A 25,810-nucleotide genomic window follows, 5' to 3' on the forward strand; every position below is an offset into this window, starting at 1 on the left:
TCATGGAATACTGGATTCTCTTTGGCGTCTTCACCCTTCTGATGCTGATCGGCACGCCGATTGCCTTCTGTCTCGGCGTGGCCAGCTTTGCCACAGTAGCGTATATCGGGCTTCCCCCGCTGGTCGTTTTCCAACGGCTGAACTCAGGGATGAGCGTCTTTTCGATGCTCGCCATCCCCTTCTTCATCTACGCCGGCGACCTAATGGTTCGTGGCGGTATCGCTCAGAAAATTGTGGCCTTCGCGGCCTCCCTTGTGGGTCACATCCGGGGCGGACTTGGCCAAGTCAATATCGTGACCGCGACCCTTTTCGGTGGCATTTCCGGCTCTGCAGTTGCCGAGGCAGCAGCCGTCGGCGGCTTGATGATCCCCCAAATGAAGGAACGAGGCTACGGCGCAGACTACGCCGTAAACGTGACCTCGATGGCCGCGTTGATCGCCCTTCTCCTTCCGCCCTCCCACAATATGATCATCTATTCCATCGCGGCGGGTGGGAAGATCTCCATCGCTGATCTTTTCACTGCCGGCGTTATTCCCGGCCTCCTGTTCGCACTCGCATTGATGGTCACCGCATATTTCGTGGCTCGCAGCCGCGGCTACCCGGTTGAATCCTTCCCCGGCTTCCAGATCGCACTTCACCTGGGAGCAGTTGCCATCCCTGGCCTGCTTCTGATCGCCATCATATTCGGCGGCGTCCGCTCCGGTATCTTCACGGCCACCGAGAGCTCATGCATTGCCGTCCTGTACGCCCTGCTCATCACGGTCTTCGTCTACCGGCAGATGACCTGGGAAGGCTTCGTTCATGCCACCATGGGTGCGGTGCGCACCACCGCAATGGTCCTGCTCATCATCGGCATGGCAGCCGCTTTCTCCTGGCTGATGGCCTTCCTCCGGGTGCCCGCGGCCCTGATCGCCTGGATGAACACCATCTCGGACAACCCGCTGATCATCTTGTTGCTCCTCAATATCCTGATGCTCTTCCTGGGCACGTTCATGGACATGGGCCCGACCATCATCATTGCCACGCCGATCTTCCTGCCGGTGGCGCAGGCCTATGGCGTCGACCCTGTCCATTTCGGAGTGATCATGATCCTGAACTTCGGCATTGGCTTGAACACGCCGCCGGTCGGTGCGGTGCAGTTCGTCGCCTGTGCGGTTGGTAAGATTAGTGTCTGGCAGGCAATGCGCTCCATCTGGCCCTTCTATCTCGCCGGCGTTGCGGTACTCGGCCTCGTCACTTACGTCCCCGCCATATCGCTATGGCTGCCGGGCGTTTTCAAATAGGACGCGGATATGCCTGCAGATCTGACCGTCGCAACCAAGGTTGAACGCAAGCCGAAACTCTCGGCTCACGTCGCTGCGTCCCTGCGTTCGCAGATACTGGCAGGCGATATCGGCGTGGGACAGAAGCTTCCGACGGAGAGCCAGCTCACGGAGGCCTTCGGCGTCAGCCGCACCGTTATCCGGGAAGCGGTTGCAAACCTAGCAGCCGATGGGCTGGTCGAGTCTCGCCAGGGCGCAGGTATCTTTGTCTGCGAACGACCTGCCATGGCCTTCGCGTCGATCACGCAGGACATCGGGATGAAGATCTCGCATGCCCTCAATGTCATCGAGGTCCGCATGGGGCTCGAGATCGAAAGCGCGGGTCTTGCGGCACAGCGCCGGAATGCTGCCCAGGAGGCTGCCATTCAGGAGGCCTTTTTCGAGTTCGACCGGCTGCTTGCCATGGGCGAGGCCACCGGGCGCAGCGATTTCATGTTTCATCGCGCCATTGCTGCAGCCACCAACAATCCATTCTACGTTGAAGTGCTGGATGCCCTGGGCATGCGCGCCATTCCCTGCGACATCACATCTCCCTGGGGCACCGACAGCCTCCTGACCCGGGAGTACCAGGTCATGCTCCAGCGGGAGCATCTGGCCATCCTGAAGGCCGTCTCCGCCGGAGATGCCGAGGCGGCGCGTGCTGCAATGCGGGCGCACCTGACAGAAAGCCAGCGACGCTATCGAGATCGCCTGGCGGGTCAGCAGGCGGACTATCGTTTCGGTTCCGCCGCGACGCCCTGAACCACAATGACCATCACAGCGAGGACGCCATGACTGCGAACCATACAGACTATTCCATCCGCCAGGCCTTTGACCCGGCAACGGGCGCGCAGATGGGCAGCAGCGCACTTCGCGACAACTTCCACGTCGGCAATCTCTTTGTCTCTGGTCGGGTGAACCTCACCTACACGCACTACGACCGGATGATGATCGGCGGCGCAACGCCGACAAACGCCGCGCTCGCGCTGGAAACAATCAAGCCGACGGGAACCCCCGGCTTCCTCGATCGCCGCGAACTGATCGTCGTCAATATCGGTGGCAAGGGATCGATCGAGGTCGATGGCGAGCGTCACGCGCTTGGAACCCGCGACATGCTTTATGTCGGGATGGGAAGCAGCGTGGTGTTCGCATCGGACGACGCCTCCACGCCTGCGAAGTTCTACCTCCTCAGTGCTCCGGCTCACCAGAAGCACCCCACGCAGTTGATCCAGATCGGCGATGCAAAGCGTATCGACCTCGGCAGCAGAGAGACCTCGAACGAGCGCTCGATCTTCCAGTTCATCCACCCAGAAGGTGCAAGAACCTGCCAACTCGTCGTCGGGATGACGCAACTTGCTCCCGGCTCCGTGTGGAACACCATGCCCTGCCACGTTCATGACCGGCGCATGGAAGCCTATCTCTATTTCGACCTGCCGGAGACGGCACGGGTCTTCCACTTCATGGGCGAGCCGACCGAGACACGCCACATCGTCATGGCAAACGAGGAGGCGGTGGTGTCTCCGCCGTGGTCCATCCACTCGGGCTGCGGAACGTCCAGCTATACATTCATCTGGGCAATGGCCGGAGACAATGTCGACTACACCGACGTCGATGCCGTGCCCATGGACATGCTCCGATAGCAGATCCCGGGCATCAGACCGATCAGGCGAGGCAGGACAAATGAAGATCTTCGCACGCAAGGATGAAGGTGGCTGGACAGACCTGGGTGGCGGCAATCGCCGCCGCATCCTGTTGCACACCGATGAGTTGATGATGGTGGAGTTTGCTTTCGATGAAGGCGGGGTCGGCGCACCCCACTCCCACCCGCATGTGCAGGCGAGCTATGTCGCCGAAGGCCGTTTCGAGGTTACCGTCGGGGACAGGACCGATGTCCTGTCGGCAGGCGACAGCTTCATCGTTCCGTCGAATGTCGTGCATGGAGTGGTTGCGCTTGAGGCCGGACGCCTCGTCGACTCGTTCACACCGCACCGGGCCGATTTCCTCGCGTGACACGCCCAGCGATAGGGCAGATCAGCGGCGTCTTGGCTCTGCCAACTCCGCCGCCTCCACATCGAAATGATCGAGGATAATGCCGATATTGCGCTTGTGGGCCTTGAAGTAGACATCGAAGGCATCGCCCAGCAGCGGGACGCTTCCGACGGCCGCATCGACAGCAATATTGGTCAGCATTCGCGCGAGCTTGTCTGATGGGACCCCAAGCTTTCGGCCTTCGTTGACGATCGCAAGTCCGATGATCGCGCCGCTCGCATCACCAATCACCGGAAGCAATCCCAGAAGTGAATCGGCCCCGAAGCGGATGCCGGTTCCGGGCACGCGCACCGCTGTATCGAGAAGCCGGGCGAGGTTGTTCAGCCGACGCAGTCGCCTGAGCAACTGGATTCGCTCCTCGTGAGACCGGCTGCCGGTACCCCATCCTTCGTCGTTCCCAGACATCATCTGCCAATCTCTTGATGAACCACTTCGTAGCCAGGACAGAATGAGGAAACGGGCTGCGGGGTTCCTTTCGAACCGGAACCACAGCCACGGCAACGAGTTGTTCTGGCAGATGATGGAGGAGAAAATGGGAATCGAACAGGCACCAACCGAACAGGGCAAGGAATCCGCCCGTGGCTTGAAGGACAGCAGCAAGGCAGAGGAGCGGCACGTCGAAGCGGAGAAAGGCAGCGATCTGGCCAAGGGCGCTGACCGCTTCGAAGAACGTGCGCGCAGCTCCGACGGCCGAAGCGCGGGTGACAAGCAACACGACTGACGAAACCATGAGAGCCAGCTCCGCGGGAACAAGGGCTGGCTTTCGTTTTCTACCTCGTCCATGATGCCGTCGTTTCAATCGAAAGCGACACGAAAGACGGCGCATGTTTCTGACCCCCCGGCAGGAGGAAATCGTCCAACTGGCCAGACTGCATGGGCGAGTCCTGGTCGACGAGCTGTCCACGCGATTCACCGTCTCGCCCCAGACGATCCGGAAGGATCTGAATGACCTCTGCGACCGCCAGCTGCTCAATCGCATCCACGGCGGAGCGACCTTTCCCAGCAGTACCGAAAACATGCAGTACGAGGCGCGACGGCAGATTGCAGCCCAGGAAAAGCAGGCGATCGGGCTGGCGGCCGCCGCACTCATCCCCAACAACGCATCACTGTTCATCAACATTGGCACGACGACGGAAGCTGTGGGCGAGGCATTGACCAAGCATCAGGAAATGATGGTCATCACTAACAACATCAATGTCGCCAATCGACTGCGCCTGCTTCCCTCGATCGAGGTGATCATCGCGGGAGGCGTGGTCCGTGCTTCCGACGGCGGCATCGTCGGGGAAGCGGCGGTGGACTTCATCCGCCAGTTCAAGGTGGACTTTGCGGTGATCGGTGCGTCAGCCATCGACGCAGACGGCGCGCTTCTCGACTTCGACTTCCGTGAGGTGAAGGTTGCTCAGGCGATCATCGCCAATGCCAGGCATGTCATTCTCGTTTCCGACTCGACCAAGTTCGAGCGAACTGCGCCGGTCCGGATCGCGCAGATCACGCAGGTCCACACCTTCATAACGGATCACTGCCCCGTACCGTCGCTTCGAAGGATCTGTGCCGAAAGCGGCGTCGCGCTGATCGAAACCGACAGCATTCCGAAAACTTTCGTTTGACATTCGTTTTTAGCTCGTATGAACTGTCTCTGACTTTCGTTATTGTCGCCTGATGCGACTTCCGAAATCGTGGGGCGAGCGTGAACGGGCCGGAATTCGACATATTCGTGATTGGCGGCGGCATCAATGGATGCGGGATTGCGCGCGACGCCATCGGCCGCGGATATAAAGTTGCCCTTGCTGAAATGAACGATTTTGGTGCCGGCACGTCCTCCGGTTCCACGAAGCTGATCCACGGCGGTCTGCGTTACCTCGAGTATTACGAGTTTCGCCTGGTGCGAGAAGCACTGATGGAGCGCGAGGTCCTGTGGGCGATGGCGCCCCATATCATCTGGCCGCTGCGGTTCGTCCTGCCCTTCCAGAAGGGCGGCGTGCGGCCCGCCTGGCTGATCCGCCTCGGCCTTTTCCTCTATGATCATCTGGGCGGCAGAAAGCTGCTGCCGCCCACAAGAAGCCTGGACATGCGAAGAGATCCGGCTGGGGGGCCGCTGAAGCCGCTGTTCACCAAGGCGTTCGAATATTCGGACGGCTGGGTGGATGATGCAAGGCTGGTCGTGCTCAATGCACGCGACGCGGCTGACAAGGGTGCCTTGATTCTCGCGCGGACGAAGGTGGTGTCGGCCCGGCGAAGAGACGGCTTCTGGAGCATCGAAATCGAAGACCAGGCGAGCGGGGCAAGGCGCGAGATCACGGCGCGCATGCTGGTCAATGCCGCCGGTCCGTGGGTGGATCACGTGCTTTGCGGTGCAGTGGACGCGAATGCGCGCCGAAACGTGCGGCTGGTACAGGGCAGCCACATCGTCGTGAAGAAGAAGTTCGAAGGACCACGTGCCTACTTCTTCCAGAACCCCGACAACCGCATTATCTTCGCCATTCCCTATGAACAGGACTTTACGCTGATCGGAACCACCGATCGCGACTTCGAAGGCGACCCGAAGGACGTGAAGATCAGCCAGGGCGAGATCGACTACCTCTGCTCGGCCGCAAGCGAGTATTTTTCGGAACCGGTGACGGCCCAGGATATCGTCTGGAGCTATTCCGCCGTGCGCTCGCTCTATGACGACGGTGCCTCCAAGGCGCAGGAGGCGACACGAGACTACGTGCTGAAAGTCAACGAGGCGAATGGCGCGCCCCTCTTGAACGTGTTCGGCGGAAAGCTGACCACCTATCGACGGCTCGCCGAACATGCGCTTGAGAAGATCGGCGAGAAGATCGGTACCAAGGGATCTCCGTGGACCGCGAAAAGTCGCCTGCCCGGCGGAGACTTCCCTGTGCTAGGGTACGAGGAGCAGGTTCGGGCACTGTCGGCGGTCTATCCGTTCCTGACAGACGCACACACGCGACGCCTCGTTCGAGCCTACGGCACGGCGGCAGCCTCGCTACTGGGAGATGCAAGGAGCGAACGGGACCTTGGTCGCCATTTCGGCAGCGACCTCTATGCCCGCGAGGTGGACTGGCTGATGATGCGGGAATGGGCCTATCGCGCGGAAGACATCTTGTGGCGCAGGACCAAGCAGGGGCTGCGCCTGTCTCAGGAAGAAACGAATCTCTTGGAGGAATACATGGCGGCTGTGCCGGCGAGGTCCGTCGGCTAGCACGCATGTGGTTCCCCGTGGTGGAGGAGGCCCGGGAGCCGAATGCTGGAACTTCGAAATGTCGAGAAAGTGGTGGCGGATGAGTATCATATTCATCCGACCAGCCTCAGCCTTGAACGGGGCACGCTGAACGTCCTGCTTGGACCGACGCTCTCGGGCAAGACGTCGCTCATGCGACTGATGGCTGGACTGGACATCCCCACCAGCGGCACGATCCATTTCGACGGTGTCGACGTCACCGGCGTTCGGGTGCAGGACCGCAACGTCGCGATGGTCTACCAGCAGTTCATCAACTACCCGGCCATGACCGTCTACGAGAACATCGCCTCGCCCATGCGCATTGCCGGCAAGGACCGCAAAACCATTGATCGCGAAGTGCACCGCGCGGCCGAACTTCTGAAGCTCACACCCTATCTCAAGAGGACTCCGCTCAACCTGTCCGGCGGGCAACAGCAACGCACAGCGCTGGCGCGGGCGCTCGTAAAGAATGCCAGCCTCGTGCTGCTTGATGAGCCCTTAGCAAATCTGGACTACAAGCTGCGGGAGGAGTTGCGCGAGGAACTACCTAAGATCTTCGCGGAGTCCGGCGCAATCTTCGTCTACGCCACGACAGAGCCTTCCGAAGCGCTTCTGCTCGGCGGTAATACGGCGACACTTGCCGAGGGCCGGGTGACGCAATTCGGCGAGACGATAAAGGTGTATCGGGAGCCGGCCGACCTGGTTTCGGCAAAAACCTTCGCAGATCCACCTCTGAACACCATCGACGTCGCCCGCTACGGTGACGATTTCCTCCTCGGTGAGCAGAAAATCCTCCCGGTCCCGATGCACCTGACCGGCATCCCCGACGGACCGGTAACTGTTGCCTTTCACCCGCATCACCTTTCACTGAAGCCGCGGCCATCCAGTGTTCCCTTGACGGCGCGCACGCAGGTTTCGGAGATCGCGGGCTCCGAGAGCTTCATCCATCTGGAGTTTTCCGGAGCACGATGGGTGCTGCTGACGCACGGCATTCATGACATCGACCCCGACCAGTCGATCGATTTCTTCCTGGACACCCGTCACCTGATGGCATTCGACCCCAGGAGCGGTCGCTCCTGGGCGGGTGCGGCACACGAAGAGATGTGAGGGAGCGGACATGGCACGCATCAATCTCGACCATATCCGCCACGCGTACGGCGCCAAGGCCAAGGCCAAGGCCGCGGGTGACTATGCGCTCAAGGAAGTCCATCACGAGTGGGACGACGGCGGTGCCTACGCGCTGCTCGGGCCGTCGGGATGCGGCAAGACCACGCTTCTCAACATCATATCAGGCCTGATTCATCCGACCGAAGGGAAGATACTGTTCGACGGAGCGGATGTAACCCATCTCTCCACGCAGCAGCGCAATATCGCTCAGGTCTTCCAATTCCCGGTGATCTACGACACGATGACCGTCTACGACAATCTCGCATTCCCGCTGCGAAACCGGCGTGTACCGGAGGCTGAAGTCAGGAAGCGGGTTGAACACATTCTGGAGATGACGGACCTCGCCGGCATGGCGACGCGCCCCGCTCGGCGGCTGACGGCAGACCAGAAGCAGAAGATCTCGCTCGGTCGAGGCCTCGTTCGCTCCGACGTCAATGCGATCCTCTTCGACGAGCCTCTCACCGTGATCGACCCTCACATGAAGTGGGTGCTTCGATCGCAATTGAAGCGATTGCATCGTCAATCAGGCTTCACCATGGTCTATGTGACCCATGACCAGACCGAGGCGCTGACCTTTGCTGACAAGGTGGTGGTCATGCATGACGGTCAGATCGTCCAGATCGGGACCCCCGCAGAACTCTTCGAGCGTCCGAGCCACACCTTCGTCGGCTATTTCATCGGGTCGCCCGGCATGAATGTCATGCCGGTCTCGATCGAAAATGCCAACGCGGTCGTCGGAGATCAGACGATCCCGCTCTCGGGCAGACCCATGGTGCAGAGGCCACAGAGGCTCGAGCTGGGCATCCGGCCGGAGTTCATACGTATCTCCCGCGACGGCATGCCGATCACAATCGCCAAGGTCGAGGATATCGGCCGGCAGAAGATCGTGCGGGCCAGCTTCTGCGGCCAGCCGATTGCCGTGGTGGTGCCGGAGGATGAGGAGATCCCGTCCGAGCCTAGGATCTACTTCGATCAAGCTGCGATCGGCATCTATGCCGATTCCTGGCGCGTCGAGCTTGGAGACTGAGCATGGAAAAGACATGGAACAACAAGGCCTGGTTCCTGGTCCTCCCGGTCCTGCTGCTCGTGGCATTCTCTGCAGTCGTGCCGCTGATGACAGTTGTGAACTACTCCGTCCAGGACACGTTCGGCAACAATGCCTTCTTCTGGGCCGGCACAGACTGGTTCGTTGACATCCTGGAATCGGACCGTTTCTGGGATGCGCTGCTACGCAACCTCATCTTCTCGCTGACGATCCTCGCCATCGAGATACCACTCGGGATATTCATCGCGCTGAATATGCCGAAGCAAGGGATCGGCGTGCCGGTCTGCCTCGTCCTGATGGCCTTGCCACTGCTCATTCCTTGGAACGTTGTCGGCACCATCTGGCAGGTCTTCGGCCGTGTCGATATCGGGTTCCTGGGCCACTACCTCCGTGTCCTCGGTGTGGACTACAATTACACACAAGATCCGGTGGACGCCTGGGCGACCGTCATCATCATGGACGTCTGGCACTGGACGAGCCTCGTCGTTCTCCTAAGCTACGCAGGCTTGGTATCCATTCCGGACGCCTATTATCAGGCAGCCCAGATCGACGGCGCCTCCCGCTGGTCCGTCTTCCGCTACATCCAGCTTCCGAAAATGAAGCGGGTGCTGCTGATCGCCGTCCTCCTGCGCTTCATGGACTCGTTCATGATCTACACCGAACCCTTCGTGGTAACGGGCGGCGGACCCGGCAACTCGACGACGTTCCTGTCGATCGACCTGGTGAAGATGGCGGTGGGTCAGTTCGACCTCGGACCGGCAGCCGCCATGTCGATCATCTACTTCCTGATCATCCTGCTGCTGTCATGGGTCTTCTATACCGTCATGACCAGTCACGACACGCAGCGATAGGAGGTTTGCGATGAGTTCGAACATCACGCCGCGCTGGTCCTGGATCGTCCCGACCGTCTATATCGTCTTTCTCATCCTGCCGATCTACTGGCTCGTCAACATGAGCTTCAAGACGAATGCCGAGATCCTCGGCCCCTTCTCCCTTTGGCCACAGGACCCGACACTCCGGAACTACTCGGTGATCTTCACCGACCCCTCCTGGTACAACGGCTACATCAATTCGATCATCTATGTGGTCCTGAACACGATCATCTCGGTCACCGTCGCACTTCCTGCGGCCTATGCCTTCTCGCGATACCGGTTCCTTGGCGACAAGCACCTGTTCTTCTGGCTCCTGACGAACCGGATGGCCCCGCCGGCGGTCTTCGCGCTGCCGTTCTTCCAGCTCTATTCCGCGTTCGGCTTGATCGACACCCATATCGCCGTCGCAATCGCCCACTGTTTGTTCAACGTGCCGCTGGCAGTCTGGATCCTCGAAGGCTTCATGTCGGGCGTTCCCAAGGAAATCGACGAGACCGCCTATATCGACGGTTACTCCTTCCCCCGCTTCTTCGTGAAGATCTTCATGCCGCTCATCGCCAGCGGCATCGGTGTCGCCGCATTCTTCTGCTTCATGTTCTCGTGGGTCGAACTGCTGATCGCCCGGACGCTGACGACGACGGACGCGAAGCCTATCGCGGCGACGATGACCCGCACTGTTTCGGCCTCGGGGCTTGATTGGGGCGTTCTCGCCGCTGCCGGCGTGCTCACGATCATCCCCGGCGCCTTGGTCATCTACTTCGTTCGCAACTACATCGCCAAGGGCTTCGCCCTGGGGAGAGTTTGATGTCGAAAGCTCACGATCACTCAAGCCGCCGCTGGCCCGTTGCATTCGCTGCCGTTCTGGTCGTCTATGCGGTGGTCGCCATGTCGCTGGCCATGTCGCTTCCGGTGAAGGACGGCGCGCGCGACTGGACCGCACCGCTCATCCCGGGCGGCTGGATGGCCTGGTCTTTCCCGACGGCGATGTTCTTCCTGACGATCTTCGCGTTGCTGGCCTGCATGGCGGTCTGGGAATATGCGCGGCCCGGAGGACATCCACGAATTGGCATCCTGCGTTTCGAGACGACCCGGGGCGACCGGCTGTTCATCTCGCTGCTCGGCTCTGCCTTCATTCATCTCGCGTGGCTGGGTCTGTCCGACCTCAGCCTCTGGTGGGCTCTTGTCGTCAGCATTCTCTACGCGATGGTCGTGTTCAGAACCGTCTGACGCAAGCAATACGGAGGCGGTCGGCTGCCTCCGCATGAGTAAGTGCAATCGCAACCTTGGGAGGATGATATGCGAAGGCATCTGATGACAACAACGGCAGCGGTGCTGCTGGCAATGGCAGGGTCTGCATTTGCAGGCATGGAGGAAGCCAAACAGTTCCTGGACGCGGAAATCGGCGATATGTCGTCCCTTTCCCGCGAGGATCAGGAAAAGGAGATGCAGTGGTTCATCGACGCGGCTCAACCGTTCGCGGGAATGGACATCAAAGTTGTCTCCGAAACCATCACGACCCATGAATACGAGTCCAAGGTGCTGGCCCCAGCCTTCACGGCGATCACCGGCATCAAGATCACCCATGACCTGATCGGCGAAGGCGATGTTGTCGAAAAGCTGCAGACACAGATGCAGTCCGGCGAGAACGTCTATGACGCCTATGTCAACGACTCCGATCTGATCGGCACCCACTGGCGGTATCAGCAGGCACGCTCGTTGACCGACTGGATGGCGAACGAAGGCAAGGACGTCACCAATCCCATGCTGGATCTGGATGACTTCATCGGCCTGAAATTCACCACGGCGCCGGATGGCGACCTTTACCAACTACCCGACCAGCAGTTCGCGAACCTCTACTGGTTCCGCTATGACTGGTTCAACGATGAGAAGAACAAGGCGGACTTCAAGGAGAAGTACGGCTACGATCTCGGCGTGCCGGTCAACTGGTCGGCCTATGAGGACATCGCCGAGTTCTTCACCGGACGCGAGATCGACGGAAAGAAGGTCTATGGTCACATGGACTACGGCAAGAAGGACCCGTCGCTTGGCTGGCGCTTCACCGATGCCTGGCTGTCGATGGCCGGTAACGGCGACAAGGGTCTGCCGAACGGTCTTCCGGTCGACGAATGGGGCATCAAGGTCGACGAGAATTCGCGTCCTGTCGGCTCCTGCGTCGCGCGTGGCGGCGATACCAACGGGCCGGCAGCCGTCTACTCCATCCAGAAGTATCTCGACTGGATGAAGGCCTATGCACCGGCTGCCGCACAGGGCATGACATTCTCCGAATCCGGCCCGGTACCCGCCCAAGGCGAGATCGCCCAGCAGATGTTCATGTACACGGCGTTCACCGCCGACATGGTCAAGGACGGTTTGCCGGTGGTCAACGAAGACGGCACGCCGAAGTGGCGCTTTGCTCCCTCGCCCCACGGCGTCTATTGGAAGGAAGGCATGAAGCTGGGCTATCAGGACGTCGGTTCCTGGACGTTGCTGAAGTCGACACCGGACGATCGGGCGAAGGCGGCCTGGCTTTATGCTCAGTTCGTCACGTCCAAGACTGTCGATGTGAAGAAAAGTCACGTCGGGCTGACGCTCATTCGCGAAAGCACCATCCAGCATGAGAGCTTCACCGAGCGTGCGCCCAAGCTCGGCGGCCTGATCGAATTCTACCGTTCGCCGGCCCGCGTGCAGTGGTCGCCGACCGGGACGAACGTTCCGGATTATCCGAAGCTCGCCCAGCTCTGGTGGCAAGCGATCGGGGATGCCTCGTCCGGCGCAAAAACTCCTCAGGAAGCCATGGACTCGCTTTGCGCCGAGCAGGAGAAGGTCATGGAGCGTCTTGAGCGTGCAGGCGTTCAGGGCGACATCGGGCCGAAGCTCGCTGAAGAGCACGATCTCGAATACTGGAACGCCGAAGCGGTGAAGGCCGGCAATCTCGCTCCTCAGTTGAAGATCGAGAACGAGAAGGAAAAGCCAATTACCGTCAACTACGATGAGCTGGTCAAGAGCTGGCAGTAACGCGTGAATTCGGGGGCCGGCCAACCCGGCCCCCGATCAGCCTCGCCGACCGCTGCTACCAGAGCGGTACGTGACGGTTTACATCCTTATAGAGAAGATAACGGAAGCGGCCAGGCCCGCCCGCATAGCAGGCCTGTGGGCAGAAGGCTCGCAGCCACATGAAGTCACCAGCCTCGACCTCCACCCAGTCCGCGTTGAGCCGGTAAACAGCCTTCCCCTCGAGAACATAGAGCCCATGCTCCATCACATGGGTCTCCATGAAGGGGATCGTGCCGCCAGGTTCGAACGTGACGATGTTGACGTGCATGTCGTAGCGGACGTCGGCAGGATCGATGAACCGGGTTGTCGCCCATTTACCCTCGGTATCCGGCATGGCGACCATCTGCTGCTCGCTCTCATGCGTGAATATGGCCGGCGGGGGTGCAAGACCGTCCACCGCCTGATACACCTTACGGATCCAATGGAACCGGACTGCCGATCCGGAATGGTTCCGCACGCTCCAGGAACTGTCTGCCGGCAGATAGGCAAATGAGCCAGTGCGAAGCTGGTGGGCCCCGCCATCCAGTTCGACAGTCATTTCGCCTTCAGTGACGAAAAGTGCGGCTTGAGCCCGGCTGTCGGGCTCGGGACGCAGGCTACCGCCTCCCGCTTCGACCTCCATCACGTATTGGGCAAAGGTCTCTGCAAAGCCGGTCATTGGCCGCGCGATGATCCAGGCGCGGGTATTGTTCCAGTGGGGCAGGATGCTCGTGACGATGTCGGTCATGACCGACCGCGGGATGACGGCATATGCGGTCGTGAAGATGGCCTTGCTGGAGAGGAGTTCGGTCTGCCCGGGAAGACCGCCGAGCCGTGAATGGTAGGTGCTGTCGTTCATTGCCGATCCGTTTCGCTCTGACATCGGCAACCTGCTTAAGCGGCGGACCGAAATCATGCAATCCCACCCGCGGGATGCCGTTCGCTAACCGGTTGCCAGCACCTGACGTCGGTCGGACAGATAGGTCAGAACATCTTCCGCCGGCATGGGCCTGCCAAGCAGGTAGCCTTGCCCGAGATCACAACCCTGACTTACGAAATGAGCCAGTTGCCGGTGGTCCTCAATACCTTCCACGGTCGTCTTGGCATGAAGGCTGCGGCTGAGGCCCAGCATCGCCTGGATAACCTTCTCCTGCCGCTCGTCGGTGCCACAGGCGGCGACGAAGCTCTTGTCGATCTTGATCTTGTCAAATCGGAAGCGCGCCAGTTGGGAAAAATTGGAGTAGCCGGTGCCGAAGTCGTCCAGAGCAATCTGAACGCCCCTGCCGCTCAGGCTGTCCATGATGTGAGCGGCCAGATCCGGGTCAGAGACCAGAGCATTTTCCGTAATCTCCAGTTCCAGCCGTTCGGGCGGAAAGCCGACTTCGTCCAGGATCCCGATGACACGGGTCGGCAGCATGCGGTCTTCCATCTGCACCGGTGAAAGGTTGAACGAAAGTCCCATTCCCTCGGGCCATGACCTGGCCGCCTCGCAAGCCTGGCGCAGAAGCTGCTGGAATAGAGGCGTGATGAGCCCTGCCTCTTCGGCCAAGGGGATGAAGACGTTCGGCGGTACGAATTCTCCGTCTTCGTTCTTCCACCGGGCCAGCGCTTCGAAGCCGCATACGTCACCGCTGCGCAGGTCCACGAGCGGCTGATAGAAGGCCCCGATTGACCCCTTGTCGATTGCCCGGCGTAATTCACCTTCAAGCTTGGCACGGCGGCTGACCTTGGCCTGCATCTCTGGCTCGAAGAGAACGTGATTGTTGGGACCCCGCCCTTTCGCTTCGTAAAGCGCGATATCGGCGACATGCGAGACCTCCGCAAGCGTGGCGCCATGTTCCGGCAGGCGGGCATAGCCGATGCTGGCGCCCACCTCCGCAGTAAGACTGCCGATCCGAACCGGTCTCGTGATGGACTGGATCAACAGCTCCGCGAAACGTTTCTCCTTGGCTTCCGAGAAGTGGCGACCAATGGCGATGAACTCGTCTCCGCCGAAACGAAAGACGCAATCCTGCTCCGCCAATGCGCAGATGCGACGCGCCACTTCCTTCAGCAGGACATCCCCGCCCTGATGCCCCATCAGGTCGTTGACCTTCTTGAAGCCATCCAGGTCTATGGCGTAGACGGTCGCAAGCGGAGCGTCGGCGGCGGGCTCCGAAGCGTCATCCAAACGCATGTTTGGTGCCAGTTCGCAACGATCGAAGGCGTAGCGATTGGGCAGCTTGGTGAGATGATCGTGGGTGGCAATGTAGTCGGCCCGACGTTCTGCATCACGTCTGCGAAGCATCTCGTCCTTCATGTCGAGGATACGAAGCAGCGAGTAGACGATGCTGACGCCGCCGGCGACGTTCGCCATGACCAGGGCAATTGCAACGCCCTTCCCATTGGCCGTGCCGAGATAGTCGACGATCTCGCGCATGAAAACCATCGCGAGGCCCCACAGCACGATGGCGGCAAGGCAGGTATAAAGGAACTGCGTACCCGCGCGGCTGTTGAGAAACTCACTCATACTAGAACTCCACCCGCTTCAGAGGGTATCAGCAATTGCTGAACGAGAAGTTCACGAGTGAGGTGTGGCGATCAGGGCCGGAACCGATGGCAGGTTTCTGGGTTTTCCGAACTGACAAAAGGAGACCCAAGAATGACCAGTCACGACGATACAGCGAAGGTGTGGGACCTCATCGACAAGATCGGCTTCTGCATGCTCGCCACACAGGATGGCCGCGATATCCGCTCTCGGCCGATGTCCGCTTACACGAAGAGGCGGGATGGCGCCGTTTACTTTCTGACGGACGTCGCCAGCCATAAGGACGAGGAAATTTCCCGTTGGCCCAACGTGTGCCTCGCATTTGCTGACACCAAGGCCCAAAGCTACGTGTCGGTTTCCGGTGCTGCAGAGGTCTCCAACGATCGTGAGTTGATCCGGGAGATCTGGTCGACCCCGGCCAAGGCGTGGTGGGACAGTCCTGATGACCCGTCCATCCGCGTGCTCAAGGTGAATCCCTCATTCGCTGAGTTCTGGGACAGCCCGGGTACCGTCGTCAGCTATATCAAGATGGCTGCGGCTGCTGTCTCGAGCGCTCGCCCCGATATGGGCGAAAACGAGAAAGTGAAGCTATAGCATCCGCAATATCGGCCAGCGGCGTCCGATGCTGCTGGCCGATATTTGCCGCAGATAATTTTCCAGGCGCCGCAACCTTTTCCCCAGAGTCACGTTCATCAGCCCGCTATCTAGGGTACTACAATGAACATGATGATCACGACCAGCGACGTCCGCTGGCTTTCCCCGGTCCGCGTCCGCATCGGCTATGGTTTTCCGGAAACCATCAGAGGCCCGCGAGAGGCCCTCGCCTACCTCGACTTCCGCTGGCCCGCGATCCATGGCCACTTCTATCGGCAGGCCAAGGAGGCATGCTTGGGCGCACTGAGCGACAGCCGCCAAACCCAGACTGCCCGCGACTGCTTCGTTGAGGCGTGCGTCGAGGCCCGGATGCTGGACGAGCATTCAGCCTGAACAGTACCGGCGAGCCGTCCCGACCGGTTTTCAGAAAAAGAAAATGCCGCAACGACGAACGTTGCGGCACCCCGTAATCACGGAAGCAATCGATCAGGAGAACGAGAGAGGGCGCTCGCCCTGCTCGTCGCGGATCCAGGTCGGCAAGCCGATGTTGTTGAGGATGTTGAGGAAAGGCTTCGGAGGCAATTCCTCGACATTAGCCATCTTCTTCACGTCCCATTCTCCGGTGGCGACCAGCATGGCTGCCGCAACCGGCGGGACGCCGGCGGTATAGGAGATGCCCTGAGAACCGACCTCGTTATAGGCTTCCTTATGGTCGGCGACATTGTAGATGAACACCGTCCGTTCCTTGCCGTCCTTGATGCCCTTCACGAAGTCGCCGATGCAGGTCTTGCCCTCGTATTCTGGAGCAAGCGAAGCAGGGTCCGGAAGGCAGGCCTTGACGACCTTGAGCGGAACGACCTCCGAACCATCCGCGAGCTTCACTGGCTGCTCCGAAAGCAGGCCGATGTTCTTGAGGACGGTAAAGACGTTGATGTAGTGGTCGCCGAAGCCCATCCAGAAGCGCACATCGGCGCCATCCATGTTCTTGGCAAGCGAATGCACTTCGTCATGGCCGCAGAGATAGGCGCGGCGCGTGCCGACGACCGGCAGGTCGTAGTCCTTGCCGATCTCGAACATCTTGTTGGTCTGCCACTGGCCGTTCTGCCACGAGTAGACGACGCCGGTGAATTCGCGGAAGTTGATTTCCGGGTCAAAGTTCGTGGCGAAATACTTGCCGTGGCTGCCGGCATTGATGTCGACGATATCAACGTCGGTTACCTTGTCGAGATAGTCGTCCTTGGCAAGACGGGCATAGGCATTGACGACGCCCGGATCGAAGCCGGCGCCGAGAATGGCGGTGATGCCCTTCTCCTCGCACTCAGCAGCACGCTTCCACTCGTAGTTTCCATACCATGGCGGCGTTTCGCAGATCTTGTTCGGCTCTTCATGGATTGCCGTGTCGATATAGGCAACACCCGTATCAATGCAGGCGCGCAGCACCGACATGTTGAGGAAGGCGGTGCCGACATTGATGACGATCTGGGAGTTGGTCTTCTTGATCAGCGCCTTGGTGGCTTCGATATCCAATGCGTCCAATGCATGCCCTTCCAGCACGCCCGGCTGCTTCATCGCCTTCTTTTCATGAACGGAGGCGATGATGGCGTCGCACTTTGACTTCGTGCGGGAGGCGATATGGATATCGCCCAGCACATCGTTGTTCTGGGCGCATTTGTGCGCCACCACCTGGGCGACGCCGCCGGCGCCGATGATGAGGACGTTCTTTTTCATAATGGGGACCAACTCCTTCGTGTCCAATCGTCAGAAGCCTCAGGAGAGGCTTTGTTCGTAGTCCGCGTAGTCGAACTCGCGGACCGTCCTGATGCTGCCATCCAGTTCGCGGATGGCGATTGACGGCATTCTCACGCCGTTAAACCAGTTTTTCTTGACCATCGTGTAACCGGCCGCATCCTGGAACGAGATGCGGTCGCCGACCTTCAATTCGTGCTCGAAGTCGAACTCGCCGAAGATGTCGCCGGCAAGACAGGACTTGCCGCAGATCATGTAGCGGTGAGGGCCTCTGTTGGGCGCCACCTTGGCGCTTTCCCGGTAGATGAGCAGATCGAGCATATGAGCCTCGATGGAGGAATCCACGATCGCGAGGTTCTTTCCGTTGAGCAGCGTATCGAGAACGGTGACTTCGAGCGTCGTGGACTTGGTGATCGAGGCCTCGCCAGGTTCCAAATAAACCTGCACTCCGTATTCACCGGCAAAGCGCTTCAACCGCTCCGCAAACTGATCGATCGGATAATCATCACCGGTAAAATGGATGCCGCCCCCCAAGCTCACCCATTCCGCCTTGCGGAGCAAGGGCGCAAACCTCTCTTCGATCTGGCCGAGCATCCGGTCAAACAGCGAAAAGTCGCTGTTTTCGCAGTTGTTATGGATCATGAAACCGCTGATGCGGTCCATCACCGCCTCGACCTTCGAGAGATCCCACTCGCCCAGACGCGAAAAGGGTCGTGCGGGATCGGCGAGATCGAAGCTGGAGGAAGATACCTGCGGGTTCAGCCGCAAGCCGCGAACGATGCCTGCGGCGTTGTCCGCGTAGCGCTCGAGTTGGCTGATGGAATTGAAGATGATCTTGTCGGCATGGCTGACCACTTCATCGATCTCGTAGTCGGCATAGGCCACGGAATAGGCATGCGTCTCCTTGCCGAACCGCTCATGGCCGAGGCGCACCTCATTCAACGAGGAGGAGGTCGTGCCGTCCATGTAGTCGCGCATGAAGTCGAAGACCGACCAGGTCGCGAAGCATTTGAGAGCGAGAAGCGCCTTGGCCCCGGAAGCCTCACGGACCCGCGCGATCCGCTCCATGTTGCGGAGCAGGAGGGACTTGTCGATCAGGTAGTACGGGGTCTGAATGCCGTTGTTCACAACTGCCTCGGAACTTGGTCGCTAGAAAGGGGGGCGAATACCCCGGATCGTCACGAGACTCAAGCAAAGCTTCCTGAGGCCGTTCAACCTAGGGGGCCGTCGACCATCGCAGGTTCATGATGCGACATGAAAAAGGCCCTCGACTGGAGGGCCTTTTGGTATTCCAGACAGCTTTCGACGCTCAACCAACCGGCGTGAGGGTCATGGAAGTGCCCGTCGCAGCGATGTTCAGACCCAGTTGACCGTGGACGCTGACTGTCTGCAGGTGGATAGAGCCGGACGTACCACCGACGAGGATGTTGGCACCGACGCCAGCACCAACGGTCGCCTCGGCCGTAGCGCCCTGGTACAGGCCACCGAGCGAACCGGCATGGTAGCCCGCAGTGGGCGCAAAGACGGCCCAGACCAGCTTGCCGCGGGTCGTGAAGCCAAGGTCGATCCCCATCTTGCGGATGTTTCCGACATACTCGTCCCGGCGGCTACCGTCAGTGGAGGTGAAGACGCAGCCCACTTCCTTGGCAGAGCCAAGCACATATCCCACTCCCCCTCCGATATCGCACGTGAGGTAGCCGATCTTGACCCCGTTGCGGGCATCCTCCTGTTGATAAACCGGCGCCGGCTCGGAATAGCGCACGGCATCAGCAGCAATGGCTCCCGATACGCCTGAACATGCGACAGCGACAGCGAGTGCGGACGCGAAAATTCTTCTCATCATAGGTCTCCTTGGAAACGCCCCCGCAGGTGACCTGAAGGTCCCTGCACCGTTTTCAGGAGAGAGAACGAAAACGTCGCAAAAATGATCCAAGCGGCAAATGACGCTTTGTTACCCTTTGTTTCAGCCGCCATCGCCATGATTGGTGCGGGAATGCCAGTGCCAGGCGGAGCGGATGATCTCGTCAAGGTTAAACCGAGGCTGCCAGCCAAGCACCTCCCTCGCCCTCGCATTGTCTGCGACCAGCGACGTGGAATCGCCGTCACGTCGGCCGACATATTCGACGGGAAAGGGTCGACCCGAAACAGCGGAAATGGCCGCCAGCAACTCCTTCACCGTCGTCCCGGTCCCCGTCCCCAGGTTCAGCTCGACGGTCTCGCCCCCCTTCAGAAGATAGTCGACGGCCCGGACATGTGCGTCCGCCAGGTCAAGGACATGGATATAGTCGCGAACGCACGTGCCGTCGCGGGTATCGTAGTCACTGCCGAAGACCTTGAACCCGTTGCGGCGGCCAAGTGCTGCTTCGATTGCCAACGGGATGGCGTGCGTCTCCGGGCTATGCCACTCGCCGATCCGTCCCTCGGGATCCGCCCCGGCGGCATTGAAATAGCGCAGCATGACGGAGCGAAGCCCCTTGTAGGTACCGAAGTCCTTGAGAGCCTGCTCTACGATCCATTTGGTCCGGCCATAGGGGTTGATGGGAACCTGCCGGTGGGTCTCGTCCATCGGCACCTGATCGGGGAGTCCGTAGGTCGCACAGGTGGAGGAAAACACGAATGCGTCGACACCCGCCGACATGGCGGCCGACAACAGGGTCAGGGTGCCTACGACATTGTTTCCGTAGAAGGCTACCGGATCTTTGACGGATTCGCCTACTTCGATCAGTGCTGCGAAATGAAGAACCGCGTCAGGGCGATGGGTCGCGAAAACCTCGTCCAGCCGTTTCCGGTCGCGGATATCCCCCTCCTCGAACGGTCCCCAGCGAACGAACTCCGAATGACCGTTGGAGAGATTGTCGAAGACGATGGGCTGGTAACCCCGCTCAGCCAGAACGAGGCAGGTGTGCGAACCGATATATCCCGCTCCCCCGACTACCAGGACTTTCTTCTGCGTCATACGCCCTCGCCACACCAACGATTGGAACGGCGGCAATATAGACGGCGCTGAATAGATTGAAACAAGGGAGATATAGTAAGGTTACCGGCGTGGCGGGAAGGTAGCGCGGCTTCTTCAGAAGCCTCGGCCAGACGATTTCGAAAAACAGCTCCTTTGACCTGGGAAGCGTACCCCTCGGGTTGTCGGACAGCTTGACCCTGATATGGTTTTCGCGGATGGACGAACGGGAACCTTGCACATGCGGGTCTCGTAGTAGGAGGAACACTCATGAACCTGTTTATCGGGCGCCTCGCCGCCCTTGGACTTGCTGCATCCACTCTTTGGACCGGTGGCGCTTTTGCCCAGACCACGGAAGTCAAGATCGCCTACGCGCTGGCGCGGGAGTCGCACTATGGCGCTGCTGCCGATGGTTGGGAGAAATATGTTACCGAAACCAGCGGCGGCCGATTCACCTTCACGCATTTCCCCTCCTCCGCACAAGGCGGTGAACGTGAAGTCATCGAAGGGCTGCAGCTCGGAACCGGCGTCCAGGCCGTCGTGGTCTCGTCCGGTGCTCTATCCAACTTCGTGCCCGAAATCGGCGTCACGGACATCCCCTTCCTGTTCCGCGACCTCAGCCATGCGCGTGCAGTCCTGGACGGGCCGATCGGCCAGGATATCCTCTCGAAGTTCGCGGATCGGCAGTTGATCGCGCTCGCCTGGGGGGAACAGGGCTTCCGCCACATCACCAACAATCGCCAGCCGATCGAGAAGCCGGAAGATCTTGCCGGCCTGAAGATCCGCACGATGGAAAACCCGGTTCACATCACCGCCTTCGAGACGGCAGGTGCCGCGCCGACGCCCATGTCCTGGCCGGAAGTCATTCCCGCCCTGCAGCAGGGCGCCATCGACGGGCAGGAAAACCCTCTGTCGGTCATCGTCTCCGCCAAGCTGTGGGAAGTGCAAAAGTACCTGACCGTTTCCGGCCATGTCTATTCTCCCGCCATGCTGATCGTCTCGCCGACCTTCTGGGACAGCCTTTCGGAAGAGGACAAGAAGATCTTCGCGGATGGCGCGCTTAAGGGCAAGGAAGCCATGCGCGCCTTCGTCGACAACTCGGAGAAGAACGGCGTCGAAACCGCCAAGCAAGCCGGAATGCAGGTCAACGAGCTGAGCGACGAGCAGAAGGCGCAGTTCCAGCAGGCCATCCAGGCGGCCTATGAGCAGTACTACGAAACCTTCACCAAGGAACTGGTAGACCAGATCATTGCAACGAAGTGAAATGACCTTGAAGCGCCCCGCCGAACGGCGGGGCGCCACTTCGACGGGGGGACCCTGAAATGCTGGCACGCAAGGCCGAAACGATCTTCATTGAAGCCAATCGGTGGGCGATGATTGCGATCCTCTCGCTGATGGCCGGTCTCGTCTTCACCAATGTCTGCCTTCGCTACTTCACCAATCACTCCATCACGTGGTCGGACGAGGTCTCCCGCCATCTGATGATCTGGCTGACCTTCATCGGCGCCGGCCTGACACTCCGCCACGGCGGGCTGGTCGCAATCGACAATCTGCAGGCGGCGCTGGGTGAGCGCCAGGCACGGGCCCTCCGCGCGCTGGTCGCAGCGATCATGATCATCTTCTTCCTGACGATGATCTGGGCCGGAAAGATCTACGTGGAGCGGACAATGTTTCAGACGACACCGTCCACGAGGATTCCGTTCGGCTACATCTACCTCGCTATGCCCATCGGCTTCGGCCTGCTCATCATCCACTTCCTGCTGGTCCTGAAGGCCTACCTTGCCGGCGGAATGGGCGCCCTCCAGCAGGGCGATGACCTCCCCCCGGTGGCGGGATGACCGCGACAACGCTCCACGAGGCTCCAGCCGAAGACGCCGCAATCCGATGATCATCATTCTCTTCACTTCGTTCTTCATACTGCTGGCCTTGGGCGTTCCGGTCGCCTTCACGCTGGCAATCGCGACCTGGCTGGCGGTGGTACTGGGCAGCAACTATCCGCAGATCGTCGTGATCAAGGAGATGTTCACGGGCGTGGACAGCTTCCCTCTCCTCGCCGTCCCCTTCTTCATCCTGGCTGCCGAACTCATGACGGGCGGCGCGCTGACCCACCACCTGCTGCGGCTTGCCTCGCAGTTCGTCGGCAGGGCGCGGGGTGGCCTGGGCTACGCAAGCATCATCTCAACCACCCTCTTCGCCGGGATATCCGGCTCCGCACTCGCCGCCGCCGCCGGCCCCGGAGCAATGTCGATCCGCATGATGGAGAAGAGTGGTTACGACAAGCGGTATGCCTCCGCGCTTGCGGCAGCGGTCGCCGTCGTCGACCCGATCATCCCTCCCTCCATCACCATGATCATCTACGCACTTCAGGATCAGCGGGTGTCGGTGGGCGGGCTTTTCCTGGCGGGCGTGGTGCCTGGCCTCGTCATCTCTGCGGCGATGTGCGTCGTGAACTTCTATGTCTCCCGCAAGCGGAACTATCGCTCGCTGGACATCAGGCCAAGCCTCAGGGAGATGGTGGCAAATACGCTGTACGCGGTACCCGCGCTCGCGCTCATCGTGATCGTCGTCGGCGGCATCCGTTTCGGCTGGTTCACGCCCACCGAGGCTTCCGTGATCGCGGTCTTCTACGCACTCTTCTGCGGTATGTTCATCTACCGTTCGCTGAAGGTGAAGGACCTTCCCGAGATCATCTTCCGCTCCGCCATGGTGACCGTCGGCATACTGCTGATCCTGGCCTCCGCGCGTGCCTTCGCCTGGGTGCTCATTATCGAGGGCGTTCCGCAGTTCCTGGCAGACACCATCATTGGCTGGGACCTCAGCCCGATCGTCTTCCTCCTCGCGGTCAACGTGCTGCTGCTGATCTTCGGCATGTTCATGGACCCGCTGCCCGGGGTGATGATCCTTGTCCCGATCCTCGCGCCGATTGCCTTCCAGCTTGGCGTAGACCCGATACAGTTCGCCATGATCGTAATCCTCAACCTCACGGTCGGCCTCATCACGCCGCCAGTGGGTGCCCTGCTCTTCGTGGTTTCGTCGGTCGTCAAGATCAGGGTCAGCGAGATCACCCGCGAGATATCGCCATTCCTCATCGCTTATGTGGTGGTGCTGCTCCTGGTGACGTTCGTACCCGCCCTGTCGACCTGGCTGCCGAGGCTGGCCGGCTTTTAGGGCAAGTCCGGGTTCCACTCCCGTGACCGAGAGCCGATCGGCAGGTGCAACTGGTCGATCGCCCGCGCGGCCAAATGATCGACGATCTCGCCGACTGTGGTTGGCCGGTGGTAGAAGGCAGGAACCGGCGGCATGATGACGCCGCCCATTTCGGTCACGGCACACATGTTGCGGAGATGACCGAGATGCAGAGGCGTCTCCCGCGTCAGCAAGACCAGCTTGCGCCGCTCCTTCAAATGGACGTCAGCTGCACGCAGCAAGAGATTGTCTGAAACGCCTGTCGCAATAGCGGCGAGCGTCCGCATGGAACAGGGCGCAATGATCATGCCGTCTGTGTGGAAGGAGCCGCTGGCAATGGCGGCGCCAATGTCTTTGCGCTGATAGAGGCGTCCAGAAAGCTGTCGGACCCGGTCGAGGGCATCTGCACCAGCCTCGTGCAACAGCGTCTCTTCGGCTGCGGAGGAGATCACCACATGGCTCTCGACCATCCCAGTCTCAGCCAGCAGGCTCAGAATCCTGAGCGGGATGAGAGCGCCAGACGCTCCCGAAATGCCGACCACGACGCGGACGGTCCTCATGGTGATCCCTCCAGCCCAAGATCTGCCCAAAGGGCATCGACCTTCGATACGACATCCGGAGACATGGAAAGCACGCGCCCCCATTCGCGATCGGTCTCCGGGGGAAGCTTGTTGGTTGCGTCGAGCCCGAGCTTTGCTCCGAGCCCCGGCTGGGGTGACGCAAAGTCGAGATAGTCGATCGGCGTGTCGCGGATGAGCAGCAGGTCGCGTCCCGCGTCGAACCGGGTGGAGAGTGCCCAGAGAACGTCACCCCAGTTACGGACGTCGATGTCGGGATCGACCGCGATGATGAGCTTTGTGTAGCTGAACTGCGGCAACATCGACCAGAGCCCCATCATGATCCGCCTCGCCTGCCCCGGATAGCGCTTGTCGATCGACACGACCATCGCGCGGTAGGAGCAGGCCTCCGGTGGCATCCACAGATCGGTGATCTCGGGGAACTGCCGCTTGGCGAGAGGCAGGAAGAGTTCCAGCATGGCCTCTCCCAGAACGGACGGCTCGTCCGGCGGTCGTCCGGTAAAGGTTGAGAGGTAGACGGGCTTTCGTCGGCTGGTGATCGCAGACAATCGCATGACCGGAAACGGCTCGACCGAGTTGTAGTAGCCGGTATGATCGCCATAGGGCCCTTCATTGGCAGTCTCGGTCGCCGGGACCGTGCCTTCCAGGACGATCTCTGCGTTTGCCGGCACTGGCAGCGGCACGGTAAGCGCCTGGGCGACAGCGGTTCGCCGTTTCCTAAGGACGCCGGAGAAGGAAAGCTCGCTCATGCCCTCGGGCAGAGGCATCACAGCGGCAAGAAGCAGGGCAGGATCGGCGCCGATGACCACAGCCACCGGCATATCCTCTCCGCGTTGCTGCCACATGCGATGATGGCGTGCGCCCCCGCGATGCGCGAGCCAGCGCATGACCAGCCGGTCCTTGCCGAGCACCTGCATCCGGTAGATGCCGACATTGATATCACTCGGATCATCGGGACTGCGCGTAATCACCAGTGGCCAGGTCACGAGCGGTGCCGGCTCTCCCGGCCAGCACCACTGGATCGGAAGCCGCGCAAGGTCCATCTCCTCGCCCCGCCAAACGACTTCCTGGCACGTCGGATTGACGGTCCGGCTGGAGCGCATCGCAAGGGCAGCGGTCAACAAGGGCAGGCTGCTCATCACGTCGCGGATTGATCTCGGCGGCTCTGGGTGGCGGAGCCTGGCAAGCAACTCGGCCAGTCCGCCAATCCCGCCTCCAGCAAGCCCCAGTCCCCATTCGATACGTTCCTGCGTCCCAAAAAGGTTTGCCAGCAGCGGAATGTTGGAGGGGCGCCCGTCTGCATGGACCGGGTTCTCGAACAGAAGGGCAGGCCCCCCGGCTTTCAGGACCCGGCGGTGGATCTCGGTCACTTCATGGACGAGACTGACCGGTTGCGTGATCCGCGTCAGCCGCCCACGTCGTTCGAGCTCCCCCACGAAATGCTGAAGCGATTCATAGCTGCGCGGCGGCGTGCATGTGTCCATGCGCTGTCTGTCGCGGGCAAAAACCGAACTGTCTTTGCTCTAGCGCAAGTCGGCC

At 60.4% G+C, this 25,810-nt stretch carries 27 protein-coding genes; 18 read left to right on the forward strand and 9 right to left on the reverse strand.

Translation table 11 applies throughout. The annotated features are described in order from the left end of the window. Positions 1-2 precede the first annotated feature (2 nt). The 4 genes from FN060_RS06680 to FN060_RS06695 are packed head-to-tail and all read left to right on the forward strand — an operon-like array spanning position 3 to position 3,311. Entirely contained in the window at positions 3-1,283 is a 1,281-nt protein-coding gene (locus FN060_RS06680; protein WP_077545896.1) for a TRAP transporter large permease, read from the forward strand. 9 nt (positions 1,284-1,292) lie between these two features. Next, complete coding sequence (locus FN060_RS06685) at positions 1,293-2,063, forward strand: FadR/GntR family transcriptional regulator (protein ID WP_142587403.1); 771 nt, start codon at positions 1,293-1,295, stop codon at positions 2,061-2,063. A 29-nt stretch (positions 2,064-2,092) separates the two neighbouring features. Continuing rightward, on the forward strand, positions 2,093-2,941 hold the full coding sequence (gene kduI / locus FN060_RS06690; RefSeq protein WP_142587404.1) for a 5-dehydro-4-deoxy-D-glucuronate isomerase: 849 nt from the start codon (positions 2,093-2,095) through the stop codon (positions 2,939-2,941). A gap of 40 nt (positions 2,942-2,981) precedes the next feature. Further along, entirely contained in the window at positions 2,982-3,311 is a 330-nt protein-coding gene (locus FN060_RS06695) for a cupin domain-containing protein (RefSeq protein ID WP_142587405.1), read from the forward strand. A gap of 21 nt (positions 3,312-3,332) precedes the next feature. Here the strand turns inward: FN060_RS06695 and FN060_RS06700 are convergent, their stop codons facing one another. Next, on the reverse strand, positions 3,333-3,758 hold the full coding sequence (locus FN060_RS06700; RefSeq protein WP_244665707.1) for a DUF4112 domain-containing protein: 426 nt from the start codon (positions 3,756-3,758) through the stop codon (positions 3,333-3,335). Between the two features lie 124 nt (positions 3,759-3,882). Here FN060_RS06700 and FN060_RS06705 point away from each other — a divergent pair, with 124 nt between their 5' ends. The 9 genes from FN060_RS06705 (at position 3,883) to FN060_RS06745 (ending at position 12,669) form a co-directional block, all read left to right on the forward strand. After that, the gene (locus tag FN060_RS06705; protein ID WP_077545858.1) at positions 3,883-4,071 is read left to right on the forward strand and encodes a hypothetical protein; all 189 of its coding nucleotides are present in this window, start codon (positions 3,883-3,885) and stop codon (positions 4,069-4,071) included. A gap of 103 nt (positions 4,072-4,174) precedes the next feature. Beyond that, a complete protein-coding gene (locus tag FN060_RS06710; RefSeq protein WP_142587406.1) occupies positions 4,175-4,957 on the forward strand; it encodes a DeoR/GlpR family DNA-binding transcription regulator in 783 nt (260 codons plus the stop codon). Positions 4,958-5,037: 80 nt separating this feature from the next. Then, complete coding sequence (gene glpD, locus FN060_RS06715) at positions 5,038-6,552, forward strand: glycerol-3-phosphate dehydrogenase (protein ID WP_142587407.1); 1,515 nt, start codon at positions 5,038-5,040, stop codon at positions 6,550-6,552. Between the two features lie 42 nt (positions 6,553-6,594). Continuing rightward, positions 6,595-7,677 carry an ABC transporter ATP-binding protein gene (locus tag FN060_RS06720; RefSeq protein WP_142587408.1) on the forward strand — a complete coding sequence of 361 codons (1,083 nt, stop codon included), beginning with the start codon at positions 6,595-6,597 and terminating at the stop codon, positions 7,675-7,677. A 10-nt stretch (positions 7,678-7,687) separates the two neighbouring features. Then, entirely contained in the window at positions 7,688-8,764 is a 1,077-nt protein-coding gene (locus FN060_RS06725) for an ABC transporter ATP-binding protein (RefSeq protein ID WP_142587409.1), read from the forward strand. 2 nt (positions 8,765-8,766) lie between these two features. Further along, positions 8,767-9,633 carry a carbohydrate ABC transporter permease gene (locus FN060_RS06730; RefSeq protein ID WP_142587410.1) on the forward strand — a complete coding sequence of 289 codons (867 nt, stop codon included), beginning with the start codon at positions 8,767-8,769 and terminating at the stop codon, positions 9,631-9,633. A gap of 10 nt (positions 9,634-9,643) precedes the next feature. Next, positions 9,644-10,459: a carbohydrate ABC transporter permease gene (locus FN060_RS06735; protein WP_142587411.1), complete on the forward strand. Its 816-nt coding sequence runs from the start codon at positions 9,644-9,646 to the stop codon at positions 10,457-10,459. Next, the gene (locus FN060_RS06740) at positions 10,459-10,881 is read left to right on the forward strand and encodes a DUF2160 domain-containing protein (protein WP_142587412.1); all 423 of its coding nucleotides are present in this window, start codon (positions 10,459-10,461) and stop codon (positions 10,879-10,881) included. The genes FN060_RS06735 and FN060_RS06740 overlap by 1 nt, the downstream gene beginning before the upstream one ends. 69 nt (positions 10,882-10,950) lie before the next feature. Then, positions 10,951-12,669, forward strand: a complete 1,719-nt coding sequence (locus FN060_RS06745; RefSeq protein ID WP_142587413.1) for an ABC transporter substrate-binding protein — start codon at positions 10,951-10,953, stop codon at positions 12,667-12,669. A 55-nt stretch (positions 12,670-12,724) separates the two neighbouring features. Here the strand turns inward: FN060_RS06745 and FN060_RS06750 are convergent, their stop codons facing one another. After that, positions 12,725-13,546, reverse strand: coding sequence for a bifunctional allantoicase/(S)-ureidoglycine aminohydrolase (locus tag FN060_RS06750; RefSeq protein ID WP_142587414.1), 822 nt, complete (start codon positions 13,544-13,546; stop codon positions 12,725-12,727). 84 nt (positions 13,547-13,630) lie between these two features. After that, complete coding sequence (locus FN060_RS06755; protein ID WP_142587415.1) at positions 13,631-15,196, reverse strand: putative bifunctional diguanylate cyclase/phosphodiesterase; 1,566 nt, start codon at positions 15,194-15,196, stop codon at positions 13,631-13,633. A 132-nt stretch (positions 15,197-15,328) separates the two neighbouring features. On the opposite strand from FN060_RS06755, the gene FN060_RS06760 reads away from it, so the two are divergent. Together FN060_RS06760 and FN060_RS06765 are read left to right on the forward strand one after the other, a co-directional pair. Further along, positions 15,329-15,808 (forward strand): pyridoxamine 5'-phosphate oxidase family protein, encoded by a 480-nt coding sequence (locus FN060_RS06760; RefSeq protein ID WP_142587416.1) that lies wholly within the window; start codon positions 15,329-15,331, stop codon positions 15,806-15,808. 123 nt (positions 15,809-15,931) lie between these two features. Continuing rightward, on the forward strand, positions 15,932-16,201 hold the full coding sequence (locus tag FN060_RS06765) for a DUF982 domain-containing protein (RefSeq protein WP_077545848.1): 270 nt from the start codon (positions 15,932-15,934) through the stop codon (positions 16,199-16,201). 93 nt (positions 16,202-16,294) lie between these two features. Here FN060_RS06765 and FN060_RS06770 read toward each other — a convergent pair whose 3' ends face one another. The 4 genes from FN060_RS06770 to galE all read right to left on the reverse strand — a co-directional run bounded on the left by FN060_RS06770 (position 16,295) and on the right by galE (position 20,510). After that, complete coding sequence (locus FN060_RS06770; protein ID WP_142587417.1) at positions 16,295-17,536, reverse strand: saccharopine dehydrogenase family protein; 1,242 nt, start codon at positions 17,534-17,536, stop codon at positions 16,295-16,297. 39 nt (positions 17,537-17,575) lie between these two features. Then, a complete protein-coding gene (nspC, locus tag FN060_RS06775; protein WP_280514320.1) occupies positions 17,576-18,682 on the reverse strand; it encodes a carboxynorspermidine decarboxylase in 1,107 nt (368 codons plus the stop codon). Positions 18,683-18,863: 181 nt separating this feature from the next. Next, positions 18,864-19,394: a DUF992 domain-containing protein gene (locus tag FN060_RS06780; protein ID WP_142587418.1), complete on the reverse strand. Its 531-nt coding sequence runs from the start codon at positions 19,392-19,394 to the stop codon at positions 18,864-18,866. A gap of 123 nt (positions 19,395-19,517) precedes the next feature. Continuing rightward, complete coding sequence (gene galE / locus FN060_RS06785; RefSeq protein WP_142587419.1) at positions 19,518-20,510, reverse strand: UDP-glucose 4-epimerase GalE; 993 nt, start codon at positions 20,508-20,510, stop codon at positions 19,518-19,520. A gap of 267 nt (positions 20,511-20,777) precedes the next feature. On the opposite strand from galE, the gene FN060_RS06790 reads away from it, so the two are divergent. From FN060_RS06790 to FN060_RS06800, 3 genes are read left to right on the forward strand one after another with little or no spacing between them, the layout of a single operon-like run. Next, entirely contained in the window at positions 20,778-21,770 is a 993-nt protein-coding gene (locus FN060_RS06790) for a TRAP transporter substrate-binding protein (RefSeq protein WP_142587420.1), read from the forward strand. 59 nt (positions 21,771-21,829) lie between these two features. Then, positions 21,830-22,345, forward strand: a complete 516-nt coding sequence (locus tag FN060_RS06795; RefSeq protein ID WP_142587421.1) for a TRAP transporter small permease — start codon at positions 21,830-21,832, stop codon at positions 22,343-22,345. Positions 22,346-22,391: 46 nt separating this feature from the next. Next, on the forward strand, positions 22,392-23,675 hold the full coding sequence (locus tag FN060_RS06800) for a TRAP transporter large permease (RefSeq protein ID WP_142587422.1): 1,284 nt from the start codon (positions 22,392-22,394) through the stop codon (positions 23,673-23,675). Here the strand turns inward: FN060_RS06800 and FN060_RS06805 are convergent. Both FN060_RS06805 and FN060_RS06810 read right to left on the reverse strand, forming a co-directional pair. After that, entirely contained in the window at positions 23,672-24,253 is a 582-nt protein-coding gene (locus FN060_RS06805; protein ID WP_142587423.1) for a UbiX family flavin prenyltransferase, read from the reverse strand. The genes FN060_RS06800 and FN060_RS06805 overlap by 4 nt on opposite strands. Further along, the gene (locus FN060_RS06810) at positions 24,250-25,755 is read right to left on the reverse strand and encodes a UbiD family decarboxylase (protein ID WP_142587424.1); all 1,506 of its coding nucleotides are present in this window, start codon (positions 25,753-25,755) and stop codon (positions 24,250-24,252) included. The genes FN060_RS06805 and FN060_RS06810 overlap by 4 nt, the downstream gene beginning before the upstream one ends. Positions 25,756-25,810: the final 55 nt, after the last annotated feature.

The organism is Pseudorhizobium halotolerans, from assembly GCF_902153235.2.
In the GTDB taxonomy this organism is placed as follows: Bacteria; Pseudomonadota; Alphaproteobacteria; order Rhizobiales; family Rhizobiaceae; genus Neorhizobium; species Neorhizobium flavum.